The organism is Cellulomonas sp. Root485 (assembly GCF_001426705.1).
In the GTDB taxonomy this organism is placed as follows: domain Bacteria; phylum Actinomycetota; class Actinomycetes; order Actinomycetales; family Cellulomonadaceae; genus Cellulomonas.
Map to the genome: position 1 here is coordinate 258,005 of NZ_LMFC01000003.1, position 20,393 is coordinate 278,397.

Sequence of the window (20,393 nt, forward strand, 5' to 3'; positions counted from 1 at the left end):
GAGCGGGCTAGCCTGATCTCCTGCCCGCTCGTCGGCCGCGTCCGGCCACTGCCTCGGAGGTCGCGCTGCTCCGCCGCCTGCTGCACTCCACCACCGCCGTCTGGGTCGCGTTCGTCCTCGTGCACGGCTGGCTCGCGCTCGTCGGCCTGGTCCTGATCCCGCAGCAGGCGTTCTGGGACCTCGACCTGTACCGCTACTGGATGTGGCTCGGGCTCAACGAGGGCCAGTGGCCGGTCCTCTCGGGCTCCTGGGTGTACCCCGCAGGCGCGATCGTCCCGATGCTCGCCGCCGCCGTCGGCGGAGCGGGTGGCGGCTCCCCGTACGCCGCGATCTGGGCGCTGATGATCACCGTGCTCGACGCGGTCGCGCTCGCGTTCCTGCTGCACACGCGTCGGCCGGACCGGCCGCAGGAGCCGCCGACCGCCCTCGGTGCCTGGTGGTGGCTCGCGTTCCTGGCGCTCCTCGGACCGGTGGCGATGGGTCGTCTCGACGCCGTCATCGCCCCCGTGGTCGTAGTCGCGCTGTCGATCGCGCTGAACCATCCGCGCATCACCTCCGCGCTCCTGACGGCCGCAGCCTGGGTCAAGGTCGCGCCCGGTGCCCTGCTGATCGCGCTGTTCGTGGCGGTCCGCCGCCCGTGGCGCAGCGTGGTGGTGCCGGCGGCGATCGTCAGCGTCGTGGTCGTCGGGACCGTCGCGGCGCTGGGCGGGCTGCCCCACGTGTCGTCGTTCCTGACCGAGCAGGAGGAGCGCGGGCTGCAGATCGAGTCGCCCGGGGCCACCCCGTGGCTCGTGGCCGGCCTGTTCTCCACGTCGATCACGCGGTACCTGAACCAGCCGATCGTCACCTGGGAGATCAAGGGACCGGGGACGCAGGGTGCTGCGGACGTGCTCGGGGCGCTCTTCTTCCTCGCGCTCGGTGCGGCCGCGCTGCTGCTCTGGTGGCGACGTGAGCGGCTGGGTGCGCGCATGTGGTCCGGCGGGATCGCGCGCACGGAGCTGCTGGTGCGGGGTGCGATGCTGCTGACGCTGGCGATGCTGGTGTTCAACAAGGTGGGATCACCGCAGTACATCGGCTGGCTGGCCCCTCCCGTGGCGGTCGCCCTGGCGCTGCGGCTGCCCGGCTGGCGGACGACCGCGTGGCTCGTGCTGGGCACCGCGGCGGCGACGCAGGTGGTGTTTCCCTGGTTCTACAACGAGGTCGTCTACGGCGGCCCTGCGGTGACGCTGACGCTGGCCGCCCGGAACGTCGCGCTCGTCGTGCTGCTCGTGCACACCGTCGTCGCGCTGGTCAGGCCCCTACCGCCCGACGATCACCCCGACGACTTGCGCCGCCAGGAGCGGATCACCAGCGCGAGCCCGGCCGCGTAGGTCACGCCGAGGACGCCCAGGTAGGGCACGTAGAACCGGCGCAGGACCGGGTGCCCGACCACGGCCGCTCCCCCGATCGCCGCACCCATCGCCACCGCACGCGCCCCGCGTGCGCCGGCCGTGTGCACCGCGAGCGGGATCCGGGGAATGCCTGCCTCCCCGGCCGCCGCGGCGTAGAGCTTGACCGGGACACCGTTCGCCGCCTGCTTCCACACACCGCGCGCGCCCGCCGCCATGTGCTGCGCCGCAGCGTCGCGCATCGTGGCCGTGGTCAGCGGAGCCGGTGGTCGCAGTCCGCGCCGGGTCAGCTCGGAGGTGACCAGGACACCCGCGACCGACCCGGCCGTGAGCCACGCGGCCGCCGGCAGGATCCGGCGCGGGTTGGCGACGCCGACGACCGCCAGGTACATCTCCATCGTCACCGGCCAGCTGACGGCCTCGGCGAACCCCCAGACGGCGGCACCCGCCATGCCGGCCCTGCCGTCCATCGCGCGGTGCAGGGTGCGCCACGTGCGGGACTCGGACGCGGTCGCGGGACCTTCGGCGAGCAGCGCCTCGAGCTGGTGGGCGACCGGGGACATGTCGTCGTCGACGAGGTCCTCCGGCTGGATGGGGTGGCCGAGACGGACCTCCACGGGGCCGGGGTGCAGCCCGCCGCCCTTGGGCAGCAGGTCACGTGTGCCGACGATGGCGACGGGCAGCAGCGGCACGTCGAACTCGCGGGCGATCCGGACGGCCCCGCTGCGCAGCTCCCCCAGCCGGCCGTCGGTGCTGCGGGTGCCCTCGGGGAACACGAGCAGGCTGGATCCGGCGCCGAGCACGGCCTGCGCGCCGTCCACCAGCCCCGAGTAGCCGCCGCCCTTGCGGTGCACCGGGACCGCGCCGATGGCCAGCTTGAGGCCGAGCCGCATCCACGCCTTCTCGAACCAGTAGTCCTCGGCCGCGACGACCACCGGCTTGTACGGCGCGGGGAAGGCGGCGATCAGCGCCGGGGTGTCGGCGTGCGAGCTGTGGTTGGCGACGATCACCATCGCCTCGTAGGGCGCCGAGCCACGCACCTTGTACCCGCCGACCAGGTGGAAGACGTTGCGCCAGAGCGTGTGACGGACGGCGCCGGCCAGGTTGAACCCGGGCGGGAGGCCGACGCGTCGACGCGACGTCATGCGAGCACCGCGGCGAGCGGCAGCACGAGCAGCAAGGAGTCCACACGGTCCAGCAGACCGCCGAAGCCGGGCAGCCACGCCCCGGCGTCCTTGACCCCGGCCCGGCGCTTCACCATCGACTCCAACAGGTCTCCTCCGACGCTCCCGAGCAGCACGGCGACGTACAGCCCCGGCGAGGCGGAGTCCAGCACGACCAGCACGATGGCTGCCCCGACGGCGGCTCCGACCATACCGCCGACGGTCTTGTTCGGACTGAGCCGGGAGAGTGGTCGTCGGGCCCAGGCGTACCGGCGCAGGCCCGTCCCCCCGCACCAGGCTGCGATGTCGGTGGCGGCCGCAGCGAAGCACAGGAGGTACGCATCACTGCCGACGAGGACGAGGTTGGCCAGCGACCAGCACAGCCAGATGGACCCGAAGGCCGTCAGGGTCGCGCGCTCGAGGCCGCGCTCCGAGTCCCCCGCGAGCAGGGCGGGGACCGCGCAGAGCAGCGCCACGAGAGGCACCAGAGCGAGCAGGTCGGGGGCCAGCCAGGCAGCCACCGGGTACGCGACGGCAAGCACCAGCAGGAGGATCGTCTCGGCGCGGGGCAACCGCATCATCGCGGCGAACTCGCGGACCGCCTGCAGCGCGAGCAGCGCCGCGAGCGCCGCCGTCGGCCCCGGACCGAGCCACATCGGGATGCCGATGACGGGCAGGATCAGCGCCCACGTGGTCCAGCGGCGGCGCAGCTCCGGCTTGCCGGAGAGGAACACAGGGATCGCGGCGAGCACGAGGATCGTCACGCTGACGGCCAAGAGCCAGACGGCCCGGCCGTCGAGGTCGAGGTGCCACCCGAGGAGCCGCAGGTGGATCTCGAGATCCGGCACGAGGTTCACGCGAGGACCCGGTGCAGCTCACGCAGGCGCGTCCCGACCGTCACCAGCGACAGCCCGATCATCACCGGCAGCAGGATCGGCGACAGCCCGGGGGCCGCCGCCAGGACGACCACCACGAGGCACCGCTCGGTCTTGCCGAACGGGCCCCCGTTGATCCGGGGCGCGCCCGCCCCGGCGCCAGCCAACGAGACGAACGTCGGCAGGGTCGCGACGAGCGCGGCGACGAGGACGAGCACCAGACCTGCACCGCCCTGCAACCGGCCCAGCAGCACGGCGAGGCCGACGAACATCAGCAGGTCGCCAGCCCGGTCCCCGAGCTCGTTGACCACGAACCCCCAGGGCCGGGACACGCCGCGGGCACGCGCGACGGCTCCGTCGAGGTTGGCACCCGCGAGCCGACCGGCGAGCAGCACGAGGACGAGCGGCCAGACGCCGACCGCGATCGCGACGGCGGCCAGCGCTGCGCTGACCACGCCGAGCCACGTGAACACGTCCGGTGACACGTCGCGGGCGACGGCCCACCGGACGACGCCGTCGAGCTGTCGGGTGTACCAGGGCTTGAGTGCATACAGGCCGCGCATGCCGGGACCCTAGCGAGTCCCGGCACGCGACGACGGCAGCAACCCCCAGGTCAGCCCAGCTGCGACGCGACCTCCGATGCGACGAGCTCCAGGTGGTCCAGGTCGTGCAGGTCGAGCACCTGCAGGTACACGCGCGTGATGCCGAGCTCCCGGTAGGAGCCGATCCGGTCGACGACGGCGGTCGGCGTGCCGGCGAACCCGACGGCCCGCACCTCGGCGGCGTCGCGCCCGATGGCCTCGGCGCGGCGAGCCACCTCGGCGTCGTCGCGACCTGCGCAGAGCACCTGCGCCACGGAGAACGTCAGGGTCGACGGGTCCCGGCCGGCCTCCTCGCACGCCGCCCGGACGGTGGCGACGCGACCCTCGACGTCGGCCGGTGCGGGGAACGACTGGTTGAACTCGGCGGCGTACCGGGCGGCCAGCGCGGGTGTGCGCTTCGGGCCGCTGCCGCCGACGATGATCGGCACCCGGGCCTGCACCGGCTTGGGCAGCGCGGGTGAGCGCTTGAGCTGGTAGTGCTCGCCCGCGAAGTCGTAGTGCTCCCCCACGGGCGTCCCCCACAGGCCGGTGATCAGCTCGAGCTGCTCGGTGAGCAGGCCGAACCGCTTCTCGGGGAACGGGATCCCGTACGCGGCGTGCTCCTGCGCGAACCATCCGGCCCCCAGGCCCAGCTCGACGCGGCCGCCGGACATCTGGTCGACCTGCGCCACCTGGATGGCCAGCACGCCCGGGTGCCGGAACGTCGCCGACGAGACCAGGGTGCCCAGCCGGATGCGGCTGGTCTCGCGGGCCAGCCCGGCCAGGGTCGTCCACGCGTCGGTGGGACCCGGCAGACCGTCGCCGGAGCCCATGCTCAGGTAGTGGTCGGAGCGGAAGAAGGCGTCGAAGCCGAGGTCCTCCGTGGCCTTGGCGACGGCGAGCAGGTCGTCGTACGTGGCCCCCTGCTGGGGCTCGGTGAAGATGCGCAGATCCATGCCGACCACCCTCACACAGGTCGACCCCGGGCAGCGCGCCGTGCGACGGTGTGGACGTGATCCCCGCCATCGTGACCGGACGCCATCCTGCCGACGAGCCCTTCGCGGTGGCCGACTGGCGCCGTCGCGTCGCCGGGATCTACGCCGACGTCCGCCGGATGGCTGCTGACGACCCGGCGGCCGCGCACGCCGTGTGGGTCCAGCGACGCGACGAGCTGCTCGCCGAGCACCCGGCATCACCCCTGGACGCCGTCGCGAAGGCGTCGTTCGAGGGTCTCGACATCCCGCACCACGACCCCGCCTACCGGTTCGAGTGCGAGGTCCTGCCCGCCACCGCCCAGCGGCTCGACGTCAGCACCGGTGCCGATGGCGTGGTGCCGTTCGAGCGCATCGGCACCGTCGAGCTGGGTGACCTGGGCAGGCTCGCCGTGTGGGTGATCCGCGGCTACGGGGGCGGCCTGTTCGTCCCGCTGAAGGACGCGCTCGCGGGGACACCCGGCGGCACGTACGGCGGCGGGCGGTACCTGCTGGACACCATCAAGGGGGCAGATCTCGGCATGGCACAGGACAAGCTCGTCATCGACCTGAACTTCGCGTACAACCCGTCGTGCGCCTACGACCCGGCGTGGACCTGTCCGTTGGCCACCCGCGCCAACACGCTCGCCGTCGAGGTCCCGGTGGGCGAACGGATGAGGTCGTGAGCGCGCTGACGTCGATGTGGGCCTGGGACAACCCGGTCGCCCGCACCCTCGACGCCCGCGGTCGCGACTACGCCCCCGCCGAACCCGCCGCGCTCGTCGCGTTCTGCCAGGACCGCGCGATCCAGCGGGTCTTCCTGTCGGCACCCTGGGCGGCCGACGAGGGGCCCGTCGGCGACTGGTTCGGTGCGGCGACCACGGCGTTGCAGGGCGCCGGCGTCGCGGTCGGGCCGCTGGGCGGTGACCCCGGGTGGCTCGGTGAGCCGTCACTCGCGGTCACCTGGGCGCTGACCGCCCTGCGCTCCGGCCCGAGCGACAGCGTCCAGCTCGACGTCGAGCCGTGGGCGACCCCCGGCTGGCCCGCCGACCGGGACGCTCTGTGCGCGCAATGGCTCACGCTGCTCGACGGTGTCCTCGCGGCGCTGCCGGCCGGCGTCTCGCTGGGGGTCGACACCCCGTGGTGGCTCGCGCACGAGCCGTGGGAGGGCGGCACCCTGCTCGACGCCATCCTCGCGCGGGTCGGTCGCGTCGGCGTCGTCGCGTTCAGCGACCACGCGCAGGGTCCCGACGGGATCGTCGCGCTGGCCGCCCCGGCGGTCGTGGCGGCGTCGGCGGCAGGGCTGCCGTTCACCGTGGGCGTCGAGACGGACACCGCCGAGGTCGCGGGAGGGGCGCAGTTCACGTTCATCGACGAGGGCCCGACGGTCCTGGAGCAGGAGACCGCGCTGGTCGCGGACGCGTTCGGCACCCTCCCCGGCTACGAGGGCGTCACGGTCGAGCACCACCGCGCCTGGCGAGCACTGCTGGGTCTGGACTGACGGCCGCCAGCCGACGGCCGACCGTCAGCGGTCGACGTCGACCAAGCCCTGGATGACGTACCGACACCTGCGCACGTCACCCAGGGCTTGGTCCACACCGACGCGATCGGTGACCGAGCCCTGGGTGACGGGTCGACGGCCGGTGACGGCAGCCGTGGCTTGGTCGACGGTCAGACCTGGCAGGTGGGGCACCAGTACAGCTTGCGGGTGGCCATCTCCTCGACGACCACCGGGTTGCCGCTGATCAGGCAGGGGTCGCCGGCGCGGTGATAGACCCAGTGGCGCAGGGTCGGGTCGGCCACCGCCTCCTCGCGCTGGGCGTCCGACAGGTCCTCGCGCGTGAGGATGAAGCCCCGCTCGATGCCGTCGGCCAGGAGGATCGCCCAGTCGTCCCAGAGCGCCCGGGCGACGTCGGCCGGGACGCGCCGGCCCGGGGTGTGCGGGTCGAGCCGCGCCCGGAACAGCAGCTCGGCACGGTAGATGTTGCCGATCCCCGCGACCACCGTCTGGTCCATGAGCAGCTGGCCGACAGCCACGTTCCGGGAGGTCAGCCGGCGCACCATCACGTCGCCCGCCGCGGCGAGGTCGTCGGTGGACGCGGGGTCCGGACCCAGCCGCTCGATCGCCGCTGCCGCACCCGCCGGGTCGAGGACCTCGCACGCCGACGGCCCGCGTAGGTCGGCGACGGTCGCGTCGGAGGCGAGCCGCACCCGCACCTGGCCGACGGGCTCGGGCGGGAACACCTCGCCGGCCGGGACCTCGCGTTCACCCTCGCCCATCCGCACAGCCCGGCGCAGCCGCGGAGCACCCATGCTGCCCGCCGCGAACCCCCCGGGCACCAGCGGTGTCAGCGACCCGTAGAAGTCCCATGCGCCGTACAGACCCAGGTGCACGCGCAGGACGTCACCGGACTCGAACGTGCAGAACAGCTGCTTGCCCACGGCGTCCGCCGCCACGAGGACCTGCCCGTCGACGCGCGCCGCGCCGCCCGCGAACCGGCCCTGCGGGGAGCTGACGGCGAGCCGTCGACCGACGAGGTCCTGGGAGAGCTGGCGGGCGATGCGGTGGACGGTATGACCCTCGGGCACGCCCCGAAGGCTAGGCCACGCGCAGCCGCTCCGCCGCCGCGCCCACAGCAGCCGCCGCCCCTGCGACGGTCGCGGCCGTCCGGTCGCTCTCCTCGCGCGCCAGCAGCTGCTCCTGGGCCAGGGTCGCGGCCTCGAGCACGTCGGTGATCTCCTCGCCGATGAGCTCGTGCCGTTCCAGCAGGGCGTCGCGCAGCGCCTCGACCAGGTGGCGGTGCCGGGACAGCAGCCGGCGCACGGTGGTCCGGGCGTCGTCGAGGACGGCCTCCAGCTGGGCGCGCGCCTGGGAGTCGCTGAGCACCGCGGAGACCAGGTCGTGCGGCGTGGCGGCGAACGAGATGAGCGAGCCGGTCATCCCGGCCGCGCCGACCATCTGCGCAGCGGTCCGAGTTGCCGACGCGAGGTCGCCGGCGGGACCGGTGCTGGTCTGCCCGAAGAACAGCTCCTCGGCCACCCAGCCGCCCATCGCGATCTGCACGAGGGCACGCAGGTCGTAGTGCGAGTGGGTCCAGACCTCCTCGCAGTCGCCGTGCGCGAGCAGCCCGAGCGCGTCACCGCGGCGGATGATCGTCAGCACCTCGAGGGTGCGGTTCGGTGCTGCGAGCCACGCGGTGACGGCGTGGCCGGCCTCGTGCGTGGCGATGAGCCGCTGCTCGCCGTCGGTGTAGCGGACGGGGTGACCGATGCCGACCATCTCGGTGATCCGCGCGTGCTCCACGTCTGCGTACGTCATCGCCATCGAGCCGCGGCGCAGGGCGTTGACCAGGGCCTCGTCCAGCAGGTGCTCGATCATGACCGGCGTCCACCCGTTGGTCGCGGCGGCGACGCGGTCGCGCAGGGCCGGGTCGTCCAGCTCGGAGTCGGTGGAGCGCCGGGCCAGGAAGTGGTCGACGAGCGCGCGTCGGCCCACCGCGTCCGGGGTCGCGAACGTCAGCCGCCGGTCGAAGCGGCCGGGCCGCAGCAGCGCCGGGTCCAGGGAGTCCGCGCGGTTGGTGGCGGCGATCAGCAGGATCGGCGCCTTGACCGGCTTGCGCTGCTGGAGCTGCCGGGACGCGGGCAGCAGCAGGTTGATGCGCGCGATGAACCAGTTCACGAGCTTGTCGGAGTCGGTCGGCTGGTCGAACGACTGCATCTGCACCAGGAGCTCGTTCACGACGCCGCCGGTCCCCTCGCTGATCACCGCGTTGGTGACCGTGTGCGGGATGCGGAAGGCGTCGAACGGGCTCGCCGCCACCATGCCGGACGCCATGCCGCCGCGCCGCATCGCGATGGCGTCGATCTCCTCGATGAAGCCGATCGCGCCGCCCTCGGTGCGGGCCGCCTTGCGCAAGGCCCGGAAGTACGCGCGGATCTTCTTGGCGGTGGCGCCGTAGTACATCGACTGGAACGACGTCGCCGAGACGAACAGGAACGGCACCCCGGCCTCCGCCGCCATGGCCTTGGCGGTCATCGTCTTGCCGGTGCCGGGCAGACCCTCGAACAGCAGGCCGCGGCGGGGCGTGCCACCCATCTGCTCGGCGAACTGCTTGTGCGTCTGGAACAGGTCGATGGAGCGGCGCACGTCCTCCTTGACGGGGTCGATGCCGATGACGTCGTCGAGCCGCACGTCCACCTGCTCCGGCCGGTAGACCACGTGCGGGGAGCGGGCGGAACCCATCTGCGTCCCGACCAGCAGGAGCAGCAGCGCCGCGAAGAACAGCACCGGCACCAGGATCAGCGGGTCGATCGAGGGCATCGGCGGGACGATCGCACGACCCAGGAGCGCGTTGACGATGACCCACGTCTCGATCGCGATCACGAACGCGGCGGCGCGGTACACCCGCCGGCGGCGGACCCGGTCGCGCTCGACGGCGATGTCGTGCGCGCCTCGTCGGATGGGGGACGTGATCTCGTCAGCCACAGGCATGCCTTTCCCTCGGCGCCTGGGTTCAGACGACGCTGCGTCGCGGGAGGTGCGATCTGCCCATCGTGGGTCCGGCCGGGTGAGTCGGCAATATCGGACATACCGGACCACCCGAACGGTCCAACGTGTCACCCGTCGGCGCGCAGCGTCCTGCGGAGGGCCTCGACCTCGACCGCGGACAGACCCAGACCGTCGGCCAGGTACCCGTCGAACGACCCGAACCGCTCCTCGACCGCCGCGAGCGCGGCCTCCAGGAACTCGGCCCGGACCTCGAGCACGGGCCGCAGCAGGTCGGGGTCGCCCCCGGCGCCGACGAACTGGGCGAGCAGCGGGGCGAACGTCTCGCGGACCGCCGGGTTCACCTCGAGGAACTCGTCCGTCGCCCCTGCCACGTCGACTCCGGCGCCCAGCAGCAGGATCGTCGCCGCCCAGCCCGTGCGGTCCTTGCCCGCGGTGCAGTGGAACAGCACCGGCGTCCGCTCGGGGTCGAGCACGGTTCGCACGAACGTCGCGTACGCCGCTCGGGCGGACTCGTCGAGCACGAGGTGCCGGTAGACGGAACGCATCTCCCCGAGCATGTCGACCGAGGCGAACTCGTCGACGCGGCCGGCGGCGAGCAGGGTCGGCAGCTGTGCCGCCGCACCGCCGGGCAGGTCCTCGAGCACGTCGAGCACGACGAGCTCCGCGCCGACCGGCACCTGGTCGGGGCGCGACGACCGCTCGGCGTCCGTGCGCAGGTCGACGACGGTCCGGATGCCGAGTGCGGCCAGGGTGTCGTCCGTCACGACGGAGTCGGCCGACAGCTCGGCCGACCGGTAGGCGACCCCCGTAGCGACCGTGCCACCGTCGGCCGTGGCGCGGCCACCGATGTCCCGGAGGTTGGTGACGGCGGGAGACAGCAGGATGTGCGGGTCGACGGTCACGCGGCTCAGGGTGTCAGCCCCTGTCGCAGCCGCGCCACCTGCACCCGCAGGTAGTCGCGCTCGGCGAGGCTGGTGGTCCCGTGCGACGCCAGCAGCAGCTGCTCGGCCGCCTCCTGCGGACGGCCCGCGCGCTCCAGCAGGTGACCGCGCACGGCGGCGAGCCGGTGGTGCCCGGGCAGGCGGTCGTCGAGCGTCGCCAGCAGCGCCAGGCCGGCATCGGGGCCGTCGACCATGGCGAGCGCCACGGCGCGGTTGAGCGTGACCATCGGGTTGCCGGTCATCCGCTCGAGCAGTGCGTAGAGCGCGAGCAGCTGGGGCCAGTCGGTGGCGTCGGTGCTCGGCGCCTCGTCGTGCACGGCCGCGATGGCGGCCTGCAGCTGGTACTCCCCGACCGCGCCGCGCACCAGCGCGTCCTCGACGAGCGCGACGCCCTCGTCGACCATCGCGCGGTCCCACAGCCCGCGGTCCTGGTCGGCCAGCGAGACCAGCTCGCCGAGCGGGCCGGTGCGGGCGGGACGGCGGGCGTCGGTGAGCAGGATCAGGGCGAGCAGACCGGTGACCTCCGGGTCGTCGGGCAGGCTCGCGTGCAGGGTCCGGGTCAGGCGCAGGGCCTCGACCGCCAGGTCGGCGCGGGCGACGGTCGAGCCCGTGGTGCTGGCGTAGCCCTCGTTGAACATCAGGTACAGCACGCGCAGCACGGCGCGGAGCCGCTCGGCGTACTCGTGCGGCGCCGGCATCCGGAACGGACCGTCGAGCTCGCGCAGCGTCCGGCGCGCCCGGCTGAGGCGTTGCGCCATCGTCGGCTCCGGCACCAGGAACGCCCGCGCGATCTCCGCCGTGGTCAGGCCGCCGACCGACCGCAGCGTGAGCGCGATCGCGGATGCGGGGCTGAGCGCCGGGTGGCAGCAGCCGAACAGCAGGAGGAGCGAGTCATCGGCCTGCGACGCGTCCGGCTGCTCGGCCGCCTCCATCGTGACGACGAGCACCTCACGGCGTCGTCGCGCGTCCTCGCTGCGGTACCGGTCCACCAGCTTGTGCTGCCCGACGACCACCAGCCAGCCGCGCGGGTTGTCCGGCACACCGTCCGCCGGCCACTGCGTGGTGGCCGCGAGGAGCGCGTCCTGCAGGGCGTCCTCGGCATCCGCCAGGTCCCCGGACCTACGGACGAGCACGCCGAGGACCTGCGGCGCCAGCTCGCGCAGCAGGTCCTCGATCGGCTGGTCACTCGGCAGGAGCGGGTGCCTCCATGACGGCTCGGACCTGCATCACCTGCTGGATCGGGACGCCGTCGGGCCCGGGGGCGGCGGACGCACGGGCGGCGATCGCGATCGCGCGCGCCTCGTCCTCGACGTCGACCGTCCAGTACCCGGCCAAGAACTCCTTCGACTCCGCGAACGGGCCGTCGGTGACCACCGGGGCGGACACCCCGTCGCTCCGCACGAGCTTCGCGGCATCGGGCCAGGCGAGCCCCTGCCCGTCGACGAACTCGCCGCTGGCCACCAGCTCCGCCCCGAGGTCCTGCTGGAACTGGATGTGGCGCTGTACGTCCTCGGGCGCCCACTGGTCGATCGGCGGGACGCCCTCGACGTAGTAGTTCATGAGCAGCATGTACTTCACGATGCACTCCGTCTCTGCGGGCCACGGGCGGCGCTCTCGTCCGATGGTCGGAGCCGCACGCACGTTCTCGACACGCATCCTGTCAGGTGACGTTTGGCCGGTGCGGGCACACGGGCGCACCATGGCGGGGATGACTCGGAGACGCACGACCCGCACGGTGGTCACGCTCACGCTGGTGGCCGCCCTCGCGGGAGCGTGCGCGCAGCAGCCCGTGACCCCGGCGGTCCCCGTCCCGGTGGTCGTCGCCGCACCCGTCGCCGTCGAGAAGGCGGCCGCACCGACCGTCCCCCCGCCGCCCGCGGCGGACCTGAGCACCCTGCCGGTCATCGACCTTCTCCACGTCGTCCCCGGCCTGCCCGGCATCGACGGCCTCACGCAGCGGGAGAACGCCGACCCGGCGCTCGGTCGCTGGCAGACCGTCGTCGTGGTGCGCGACACCGCGGGCCGCGTCGCACCGGCCGGCGCGGCCGTGGGCGTCGTGCCCGCGCTGACCCTCGAGGTGCGCACGACGCTCCCCGTGATCGACCAGCGCGGCCGGTGGCTGCGCGTGATGGTGGCCACCCGTGGCGCCCTGCCCAGCCAGGACGTCGCGCAGACCAACGGCCGCAGCGTCTGGATCGACTCCGCGGACACCGAGGCAGCGGGCACCGACTGGTCGATCCAGGTCGACACCGCCGCGCAGACGATCACGATCGACGACGGCACGACGACGCACGTCCTGCCCGTGACGGCCACCGGCGCACCCGGCACCCCCACGCCGCACGTCCCCGCGTTCCTGCTGGGCACGCGCTGGCTGGAGCCCGGCACGACGACCCCCCGCGTGCTCCTGCTCTCGACGCAGAGCGAGACCATCGACCACTACGACAAGCCGACCGGCACGGCCGTCACGGCGATCCACACGACCACCCTGCGCGGCGTGGGGGCGGTGTCCAACGGCTGCGTCCGGGTGGGCGACGAGGTGCTCGACCTGGTCTGGCAGGCTCCCGCCGGGACGGTCGTCACGACCGTCGGCTGACCCGTTCGACGCGCGCACCCACGCGCTCACACTTACCCTCCGGGAATGCGACCCATGCCGCTCCGCCGCCGTGCGCTCCTGCGCGCGGGAGCGTTCGGCGTCGCGTTCACCGTCCCGGTCGCCGTCCTCGCCTACCTCGTCCGCGCGCAGGTGCACGCCGTCGTCGCGTTCGACCAACGAGTGATCCAGGCGGCGACCGAGTACACCCGCGACCACCCCGCCCTCCACCAGGCCCTGCTCGTCTGGCAGGAGGTCTTCCAGGCCAAGTGGGTCAACCTCGCGGCGACGCTCGTCTGCGTCTGGGTGTGGCGGCGGCACGGGCTGACCACCCGGGCCCTCTGGGCGTTCCTGACGATCATGGCCGCGTGGATCATCCAGCTGGCCGCCAAGGGGCTGGTCCAACGGGCCCGTCCCGTGGTCGACGACGCCGTCGCGCACGCCCCCGGCTCCAGCTTCCCCTCCGGGCACGCGACGAACACCGCCGCCGTCGCGGTGACCCTGACCCTGCTCGTCTGGCCGCTGCTCGGCCGGCGCGGACGGGTGGTCGTCCCGCTCGTCGCCGCCACCTGCACCATCCTGACCGCCGTCGACCGCGTGATGCTCGGCGTGCACTACCCCTCCGACGTCGTCGCAGGGATCGCGCTCGGGACGGCCCTCGCGGGGGCGTCCTACCTGGGCTACAGCGGCTGGTCCGCGACGCCCTCCGACCAGGAGAACAGTGATGCACACCTTCCTGCACCGCTATGAGCTGGACACCTCCGCACCGACGCGCAAGGAGGCGTGGCGGGACTTCGCCCAGCGCGTGCTCCTGCCCGCCGTGGGCCTCTGGGTCGTCATCGTCGGCGTCGGGTTCCTCATCACGGGGCCGCTGAACAACCTGCCGGGCGAGGCCGCCGTCAACGAGTGGTTCGTGACGCAGCGCACCGACACGTTGAACGCGGTCACCGCGGTCCTGTCCGCCATCGGCACCACCGAGTTCATCATCGGCGCGTGCGTGCTGTTCGTCGCGCTGTTCTGGTGGCGCACCAAGCAGTGGTGGCTCGCGCTCGTGCCGCCGCAGGCGATCGCCGTGCAGGCCATCGTGTTCATGACCGCTGCCCTCGTGGTCGGCCGAGAGCGCCCCGACGTCGAGAAGCTCGACGAGTCGCCGCCCACGTCCAGCTACCCCAGCGGCCACACCGGTGCGTCGACCGCGTTCTACGTCGTCCTGGCGATGCTCGCGCAGCGCATCGAGAACCGCATCCTGCGGGTGATCGTCACCGTCGTCTGCCTGCTGGTGCCCATCGCCGTCGGCACCGCGCGGCTCTACCGCGGCATGCACAGCCTGTCCGACGTACTCATGGGCTGCCTCAACGGGCTGGTCTGCGCGTTCCTGGCGTGGAACTACCTGCGCCGCGACACGTCGTCGGCAACCTCGACGTCATCGACTGCCCACAGCGTCGTCGGCAGCTGACGGTTCTCGCAGACCCAGCGAGCGCAGCTCGAGGGCTGCGAGCGAGCGGACCACCTCGGGGTCCCGACGGCGCCACGCGTTCGCGGGGTCGTCGCTCACGCGGGCGAGCGCGCGGACGGGCTGGGTCGCGAGCGCCCGGAGCGCGAACAGGTCCAGGTCGGCCGCCGAGTCGAGGATGCGTCCGGCCGCCCGGGCGCGGCTGACGAACCGGGCGCGGACCGCCAGCCAGACCCCGGCGACGAGCAGGATCGGGATGGCGGCGACCGTGAGCCCGAGCAGGAGCGCCATCTGGTGCACCCCCTCCTGCACCTCGACGCCCGCGTCCGCGATCGAGTCCGCGGCGCCACCGGCCGCGGCGAACGGTGCACGGACGTCGTCGCCGACGAGCGGGACCCGCGCGACGGTGTCTCCGGCGGACGTCAGGCTCTCCGCGAGCGACGAGCCGGCGGCCTCGAGGGTGCGTCCGGGGGCCGCGAGCAGGCCGACGACGTCGTACACCCACTGGCCGACCCGAACCCAGAGGACGACCCAGCCGAGCACGAGGAGGTCGCCGAGGAGCTGACGGGCACGTCGCCACGGGGTCTGCGCGTAGAGGATCACGCGGACATCTTGGCGTGCGCGGACCGCCGGGGCCCGCCGCTCCTGCACAATGCAACGCATGAGCTCCGAACTCCTCCGCGACGATGGCCTCTGACCGTCCCCGCCGCCGGAAGCCGTTCGACCCGACGAAGCTCCTGACCTTCTGCGTATCGCTGGCCGGTCTCTTCGCGATCTCCTGCGCGTTCGTCTGGTTCGGCGACGCGGCTGACCACACCCTCGCGGTGCGGCTCCACACGAGCGGGGTGACGACGACGGCGCACGACGCGGAGATCTTCCACCCCTGCGACGGCAGGGGCTGCCCCACCGTGCCGTCCGTGCGGGCCGTCGTCGACCTGCCCGGCGGAGCCGAGCGGATCACGCTGCGCGGCACCGACCCGGACGTCGAGGGCCTGGAGTACGACGCCTGGTCACCCGCCCCGGACGACAACCGGTACGGCGGCCGGTTCACCGTCCTGTTCGACCCTGCACATCCCCGGCGGGTGATGGAGCAGGTCGACGCGACGCGCCATCGCCTCCACAGCGACGTCGCTGTCGACCGCACCCTCACGCTCGTCGGCACAGCCGTGGTCGCGGCGTTCGGCATCCCCCTGCTGTGGGACGTCACCCCTGCGAGCCGTCGGCGCACCCAGGAGCAACGCGCCCGCAGGCGGCACTGAGGTCAGCCGGCGCGGGACTCCAGCCACGTGAGAATCGCGCGGGTGGTCTCCTCCGGCTTCTCCTGCTGGATCCAGTGACCGCAGTCCAGGGTGACGACGTCCGCGTTGGGCACGAACTCGGTCAGGTTCTCGGACCGCGCGACCGCATCTCGGTCGCCGTAGATCATCAGGGTGGGCTGGCGGATGACCGGGTCCGCGTCCGCCAGCAGGTGCCAGTTGCGGTCCAGGTTCCGGTACCAGTTGATGCTGCCCGTGAATCCCGACGCCTCGAAGGCCGAGACGAACACGGCCAGCTCGTCGTCGCTCATGACGGGCTCCCCGCGCGGCGTCTCCGTACGGGCCAGGTTGATCATCGCCATGCCCGGCGCCGGTTCCGCGGGGGGCTCGTTCTTCCGGTACAGGTTGCGGAGGAACTGCGACGCGTTCTCGTCGAGCACGGCGTCGGCGACGCCAGGCTGCCGGTTGAAGTGGACGAAGTAGAAGTCGCCGCCGAGCACGCTCTCCATGAGCGCGATCCAGGGCACCGGCCCGCGCTCCTGGTAGGGCAGGCTCAGGTTGATGACCTTGTTCACGCGGTGGGGATGCAACAAGGTCAGCCCCCAGACGACCATGGCGCCCCAGTCGTGCCCGACGAACGTGGCGTCGTCGTACCCGTAGTGGTCGAGCAGCGCGACGAGATCGCCCGCCAGGTGCTCGATGTCGTAGTCCGTCACCTCGGTCGGCCGGGACGAGTTCCCGTACCCCCGCTGGTTGGGGACGATGACGTGGTAGCCCGCGGCGACCAGGGCGGGCACCTGGTAGCGCCACGAGAAGGCATGCTCCGGCCAGCCGTGGCAGAGCACGATCGGACGTCCGGCGTTGTGCTGGCCGGCTTCGAAGACTTCGAGCTCCACGCCGTTGACGGCAACAAGAGTGGGCTCCGGGAACTCGGTGGTCGGACTCGTCTGTGAGGTCATGCCGCCATCCTGCGGACCGAAACCGGTCACCTCATGACCTGTTTCTGTGGAAACGTTGCCGGGGTGCGAGCCGACCGGCTGATGGCCCTCCTCTTCCTGCTGCAGCAGCGCGAGCAGGTGACGGCGACGGAGGTCGCCCGAGAGCTCGAGGTCTCCGAGCGCACCGCCCGCCGCGACCTCGACGCGCTGGCCATGGCCGGCGTTCCCGTGTACTCGACGCAGGGCCGCGGCGGCGGCTGGCGCCTCGTGGGCGGCGCCCGCACCGACCTGTCCGGCCTGACCGCGAGCGAGACCCGCGCCCTGTTCCTCGTCGCCGGCCCGGCCTCGGCCGCGTCCCCCGCCGTGAAGGCAGCCCTGCGCAAGCTCGTCCGAGCCCTCCCGGAGCCCTTCCGGGTGCAGGCCGAGGCAGCCGCGTCGTCGCTGGTCCTGGACCCGCAACGATGGGGGACGAGCCAGGTCGAGCACCGACCACCCCGCTTCCTCGACGAGCTCCAGGACGCCGTGATCCGCGGCGTCCAGGTCCGGCTCGGCTACGTCGACCGCAACGGCACCGAGACCGAGAGGACCGTCCACCCGCTCGGCATCGTCGCCAAAGGTCCGGCGTGGTACCTCGTCGCCACCACCGAGGCCGGCCGGCGAACCTTCCGGATCGACCGCGTGTCGTCGGTGGACCCGACCGACGATCCCGTGCACCGCCCCGACGACTTCTCCCTCGCCGAGAGCTGGCGCGAGATCGCCGACGAGGTCGATCGCAAGCGAACACCCCTCGAGATCCGGGCCGTGTGCGTGCCCGACGGGATCGCCATCCTCCGGATCGCCTTCGCTTCTCGGCTCCAGGTGGGAGGCACCACGTCCGACGGCCGCATCGAGGTCGCGATCCGCGGCTCCGACGAGTACGTGGCCGCCGGCGAGCTCGCCGGGCTGATCGAATGGGTCGAGGTGACCGGCCCTCCGGAGGTGCGCGACCGCCTGGCCTCACTCGGACGAGCACTCGCCGAGCGATACGGCTGAGAGAGCTCAGTCGCCCGTGCTCGGCGCAACCTCACGCACCATCACGCAGTTGACCAGGCCCTTGGGCCGGTCGTAGACGAAGCCCTCCCGCTCGTACAGGGTGCGAGTGCCGTTGTAGAGGAACGACGAGTTCTTCTTCCGGACCCCGCCGGTGTCGTGCGGGTAGCCCTCGACCAGGCCGCCGCCGGCCCGCGCGATCAGCTCCAGAGCTCCCCGCAGGGCCATCGCCGCCAGCCCCTGACCGCGACGCCCACGCTCGACCTGGATGCAGGTCACCCGATAGTCGGGCAGACGCTCGGCAGTCGCGAGGTACTCCTTGCGGTGGTGGATGCTGGGCAGCTCCTCGGGTGACCCGTACTGCGCCCAGGCGACGGCCCGGTCACCGTCGTAGACCAGCGCCGCGTGCGCGAGCCCGTCAGCCACGAGACGTCGTTTGAACGCCCGGTTCCCCTCGACGCTCTGGTCCTTCTCCGCGCAGTCGGGATGGAACTTCGTGCACCAGCAGCCTGCGAACATGCCCCCGCTCCGCTCGTTGAGAGCGGCGAAGTCCTCGAACGTCTCCTCGGTGAGCGCCTTGATCACCAGGTCAGCCATGCGGGCAACGTACTCCGCGCCGGCTTCCGAGAGCACGATGAGGAGAGGAACGACGAAGGGCCCCACCTTCGCAGCATGCTGCGGGTGGGGCCCTTCGACTGGCGGTAGCGGTGGACTTGGGTCGCTTGCCTTGGACGGGGTTGGCTTGGCTCGACGATCTCGCATCTGACCTGGTCGGACGTCCCTCCGCATCGTGTAACGCGTTGTACGGTTTCGGACTCGGCTGGACACCAAAGAGGAGGGCAATCGGCGACCTCTGGAGCGGTGGGAACACTCCGAGGCGCTGAACCGATAGCGGAGCACAAGAGGCTGTCGGAGGTCCGGGTCAGGGTGGCGCCAGCCATCACGCAGTGACGCCGTAGGCGCCCTTGACGCGGAGTGGAGACGGCCGGATGCTCGGCGGTCGGTGCGGGGCCGGGCGTCAGGACGGTGCAAGGGCACGGTGAAAGCAGGGGCGGTTCCGGGAAGGCTCGGGGCCGCTTTGTCATGCCCGAGGTCGGCTGGAGGGGTGGGGTGCGCGCAGAGAGATTGCGAACGGAGCGCGGGGGCCCCGCCCCGGAGGCCGACCCGCGCGGCGGAGCCGCGCGCTTGAGTCAGTAAGGAAAGTTCTCACGGGCCACTTGCCGCGCCGGATGCCCTGGGGCGTTCGAACGGAGATCGACTTGGTGCACGCCCTAGGCGGACTGGCAGCTCCCACGACGCGCCATGGGGCAGGTTAGGCGGTCGACTTCGAGCACGATTACGGCCCGACACCCAGGTAGGTCCGAGTGCTGGGCTTGCGTCCTTGAGGCAAGTAGATCCGCATGGGAAGCGCACCGAACCGGCCAATGACTGCATGATGACGCACACCTAGACTGAGTTCGTGGACTTTAACAGCGCACGCGGAGTTTACATCATCCTGGATGCAAGCCAGATTCAGCGCGACTGGCACCTCGCTGGCCTTGAGTTCCAATTGCTGCGCTTTCTCATTCGCGAAGCCGGAATCCATGCCGTCGTTCCTGAGTCCGTCTTCGTGGAAGTGGTGGCCAACCAGGAGCGCGAATGGAATTCGGCCGTGAAACAGCCGGATAAGTTGAGCGCCGCTCTTGGCCGACTCAGCGGCCGGCGCGGTCTTCCTGCGATCGAGCTTGCCCCAGATGACTACGAGCGACGGTTGTCAGATCGACTGGAGGCGATGTCGATCAAGCGGCTGGCGTATCCCAGAGTTACGCATGAAGAGATCGTCGCGAGGGCCGCGAGTCGTCGTCCTCCATTCGACCCATCCGGGAGTGGCTATCGGGATACGCTGGTCTGGATTTCTTGCCTCCAACTCGCGCGGGACGGGGAGCGAGTCTTCTTGGTCAGCCAAGACAATGATTTTGGGAACGGCAAGGGCGCGCTTTCGACTGTTCTTACGGAGGAAGTCAAGGGAAGCTCCGGAGCCGTGACGCTTGTGCGAAACCTTGGATCCTGGCTCATGACGCTAATACCCTGGAGCGAGGTGGACGATCTTAAGGAGGCGGTCGCGAACGCGCGGGATGAAGTGCTTGCCTCGCTCTTCGCGCCGTGGGATTTTTTCGAGGCGCCAGATCTCACCGAGGACGAACTCGGCCTTCCGGAAGGAGCAGAGCTGGAGGAAGTCTCGTATTTCGGAAGCGGCGGCGCATGGCTGGAGAGGGTTGGGCACGAAAAGAATCCTGACGGATCACATAGCGTCTCGTATGAGTTTCCGATCGAGTTCCTAGTGAGGATGCGACTTGAGTCTTCGGTCGCACTTGCTTCCGGTTATGTGGGTGAGGGTGACCCGTCGAGCAGCATGGTGACCGTGGAGACGATCGTCTCGATGATTGGCGAAATGTCAGTATTGTTTCACGAGGCGCCGGAAGGTGACGAACCATCGGCGGAGGACTTTCCGTTCTTATACGAGTCCTTCCACTTCCGAAATGTGCATCCGGCTGGCTCGTACGCCGGGACTAGTCCGCGCCGGCCTGATGCAAGGTGGGAGCAGGCGACCCTCGATTTTGAGGGATTTCGTCGTCCCGGTGAATAACAGGCAACCGGCCGCAGCACGGTGAGCGTGGCACTTGAACTCCCGTGCGCGCTGCCATCGTTCTCGCCGTCG

General features: G+C 71.8%; 21 protein-coding genes. 9 read left to right on the plus strand and 12 right to left on the minus strand.

Annotated elements, in window-relative coordinates; translation table 11 throughout:
* The first annotated feature begins 119 nt into the window (after positions 1–119).
* A complete protein-coding gene (locus ASD16_RS14940; RefSeq protein WP_082570899.1) occupies positions 120–1,370 on the plus strand; it encodes a glycosyltransferase 87 family protein in 1,251 nt (416 codons plus the stop codon).
* Here ASD16_RS14940 and ASD16_RS14945 read toward each other — a convergent pair.
* Genes ASD16_RS14945 through ASD16_RS14960 form a run of 4 tightly spaced genes read right to left on the minus strand, consistent with a single transcriptional unit; the run spans position 1,313 to position 4,963 of the window.
* The gene (locus tag ASD16_RS14945) at positions 1,313–2,533 is read right to left on the minus strand and encodes a lysophospholipid acyltransferase family protein (protein ID WP_055919060.1); all 1,221 of its coding nucleotides are present in this window, start codon (positions 2,531–2,533) and stop codon (positions 1,313–1,315) included. The genes ASD16_RS14940 and ASD16_RS14945 overlap by 58 nt on opposite strands.
* Positions 2,530–3,408 carry a phosphatidate cytidylyltransferase gene (locus ASD16_RS14950; protein ID WP_055919062.1) on the minus strand — a complete coding sequence of 293 codons (879 nt, stop codon included), beginning with the start codon at positions 3,406–3,408 and terminating at the stop codon, positions 2,530–2,532. The genes ASD16_RS14945 and ASD16_RS14950 overlap by 4 nt, the downstream gene beginning before the upstream one ends.
* Entirely contained in the window at positions 3,405–3,989 is a 585-nt protein-coding gene (locus ASD16_RS14955) for a CDP-alcohol phosphatidyltransferase family protein (protein ID WP_055919066.1), read from the minus strand. The genes ASD16_RS14950 and ASD16_RS14955 overlap by 4 nt, the downstream gene beginning before the upstream one ends.
* Positions 3,990–4,039: 50 nt before the next feature.
* Positions 4,040–4,963 carry an LLM class F420-dependent oxidoreductase gene (locus ASD16_RS14960; protein ID WP_055920548.1) on the minus strand — a complete coding sequence of 308 codons (924 nt, stop codon included), beginning with the start codon at positions 4,961–4,963 and terminating at the stop codon, positions 4,040–4,042.
* Positions 4,964–5,019: 56 nt separating this feature from the next.
* Between ASD16_RS14960 and ASD16_RS14965 the strand changes: the two genes are divergently transcribed.
* Positions 5,020–5,664 carry a DUF1684 domain-containing protein gene (locus tag ASD16_RS14965; protein ID WP_235523332.1) on the plus strand — a complete coding sequence of 215 codons (645 nt, stop codon included), beginning with the start codon at positions 5,020–5,022 and terminating at the stop codon, positions 5,662–5,664.
* On the plus strand, positions 5,661–6,479 hold the full coding sequence (locus tag ASD16_RS14970) for a hypothetical protein (RefSeq protein WP_055919069.1): 819 nt from the start codon (positions 5,661–5,663) through the stop codon (positions 6,477–6,479). Before ASD16_RS14965 ends, ASD16_RS14970 begins: the two co-directional genes overlap by 4 nt.
* A 170-nt stretch (positions 6,480–6,649) precedes the next feature.
* On the opposite strand, the gene ASD16_RS14975 is transcribed toward ASD16_RS14970, so the two are convergent.
* The 5 genes from ASD16_RS14975 to ASD16_RS14995 all read right to left on the minus strand — a co-directional run bounded on the left by ASD16_RS14975 (position 6,650) and on the right by ASD16_RS14995 (position 11,998).
* Positions 6,650–7,567: an Fpg/Nei family DNA glycosylase gene (locus tag ASD16_RS14975; RefSeq protein ID WP_055919071.1), complete on the minus strand. Its 918-nt coding sequence runs from the start codon at positions 7,565–7,567 to the stop codon at positions 6,650–6,652.
* Positions 7,568–7,577: 10 nt separating this feature from the next.
* Positions 7,578–9,470: an AAA family ATPase gene (locus ASD16_RS14980; protein WP_082570900.1), complete on the minus strand. Its 1,893-nt coding sequence runs from the start codon at positions 9,468–9,470 to the stop codon at positions 7,578–7,580.
* A gap of 125 nt (positions 9,471–9,595) precedes the next feature.
* Positions 9,596–10,390 (minus strand): tyrosine-protein phosphatase, encoded by a 795-nt coding sequence (locus ASD16_RS14985; RefSeq protein WP_235523333.1) that lies wholly within the window; start codon positions 10,388–10,390, stop codon positions 9,596–9,598.
* A 5-nt stretch (positions 10,391–10,395) separates the two neighbouring features.
* Positions 10,396–11,622 carry an RNA polymerase sigma factor gene (locus ASD16_RS14990; protein WP_055919074.1) on the minus strand — a complete coding sequence of 409 codons (1,227 nt, stop codon included), beginning with the start codon at positions 11,620–11,622 and terminating at the stop codon, positions 10,396–10,398.
* Positions 11,612–11,998: a YciI family protein gene (locus ASD16_RS14995; protein WP_200942989.1), complete on the minus strand. Its 387-nt coding sequence runs from the start codon at positions 11,996–11,998 to the stop codon at positions 11,612–11,614. Before ASD16_RS14995 ends, ASD16_RS14990 begins: the two co-directional genes overlap by 11 nt.
* A gap of 139 nt (positions 11,999–12,137) precedes the next feature.
* Here ASD16_RS14995 and ASD16_RS15000 point away from each other — a divergent pair, with 139 nt between their 5' ends.
* Genes ASD16_RS15000 through ASD16_RS15010 form a run of 3 tightly spaced genes read left to right on the plus strand, consistent with a single transcriptional unit; the run spans position 12,138 to position 14,475 of the window.
* On the plus strand, positions 12,138–13,022 hold the full coding sequence (locus tag ASD16_RS15000) for a hypothetical protein (protein ID WP_055920560.1): 885 nt from the start codon (positions 12,138–12,140) through the stop codon (positions 13,020–13,022).
* Between the two features lie 45 nt (positions 13,023–13,067).
* Positions 13,068–13,769, plus strand: coding sequence for a phosphatase PAP2 family protein (locus ASD16_RS15005; RefSeq protein ID WP_055919077.1), 702 nt, complete (start codon positions 13,068–13,070; stop codon positions 13,767–13,769).
* A complete protein-coding gene (locus tag ASD16_RS15010; protein WP_055919081.1) occupies positions 13,744–14,475 on the plus strand; it encodes a phosphatase PAP2 family protein in 732 nt (243 codons plus the stop codon). Before ASD16_RS15005 ends, ASD16_RS15010 begins: the two co-directional genes overlap by 26 nt.
* On the opposite strand, the gene ASD16_RS15015 is transcribed toward ASD16_RS15010, so the two are convergent.
* On the minus strand, positions 14,443–15,075 hold the full coding sequence (locus ASD16_RS15015; RefSeq protein WP_055919083.1) for a hypothetical protein: 633 nt from the start codon (positions 15,073–15,075) through the stop codon (positions 14,443–14,445). The two genes, ASD16_RS15010 and ASD16_RS15015, sit on opposite strands and share 33 nt — an antisense overlap.
* Before the next feature lie 83 nt (positions 15,076–15,158).
* Between ASD16_RS15015 and ASD16_RS15020 the strand changes: the two genes are divergently transcribed.
* Positions 15,159–15,731: a hypothetical protein gene (locus tag ASD16_RS15020; RefSeq protein ID WP_055919086.1), complete on the plus strand. Its 573-nt coding sequence runs from the start codon at positions 15,159–15,161 to the stop codon at positions 15,729–15,731.
* A gap of 2 nt (positions 15,732–15,733) precedes the next feature.
* Here ASD16_RS15020 and ASD16_RS15025 read toward each other — a convergent pair whose 3' ends face one another.
* Positions 15,734–16,687, minus strand: a complete 954-nt coding sequence (locus ASD16_RS15025) for an alpha/beta fold hydrolase (RefSeq protein WP_055919089.1) — start codon at positions 16,685–16,687, stop codon at positions 15,734–15,736.
* Positions 16,688–16,750: 63 nt separating this feature from the next.
* On the opposite strand from ASD16_RS15025, the gene ASD16_RS15030 reads away from it, so the two are divergent.
* Positions 16,751–17,698: a YafY family protein gene (locus ASD16_RS15030; RefSeq protein ID WP_055919092.1), complete on the plus strand. Its 948-nt coding sequence runs from the start codon at positions 16,751–16,753 to the stop codon at positions 17,696–17,698.
* A 6-nt stretch (positions 17,699–17,704) separates the two neighbouring features.
* On the opposite strand, the gene ASD16_RS15035 is transcribed toward ASD16_RS15030, so the two are convergent.
* Entirely contained in the window at positions 17,705–18,292 is a 588-nt protein-coding gene (locus ASD16_RS15035) for a hypothetical protein (RefSeq protein WP_055920563.1), read from the minus strand.
* A gap of 862 nt (positions 18,293–19,154) precedes the next feature.
* Between ASD16_RS15035 and ASD16_RS15040 the strand changes: the two genes are divergently transcribed.
* Positions 19,155–20,321, plus strand: coding sequence for a PIN domain-containing protein (locus ASD16_RS15040; RefSeq protein WP_055919095.1), 1,167 nt, complete (start codon positions 19,155–19,157; stop codon positions 20,319–20,321).
* Positions 20,322–20,393: the final 72 nt, after the last annotated feature.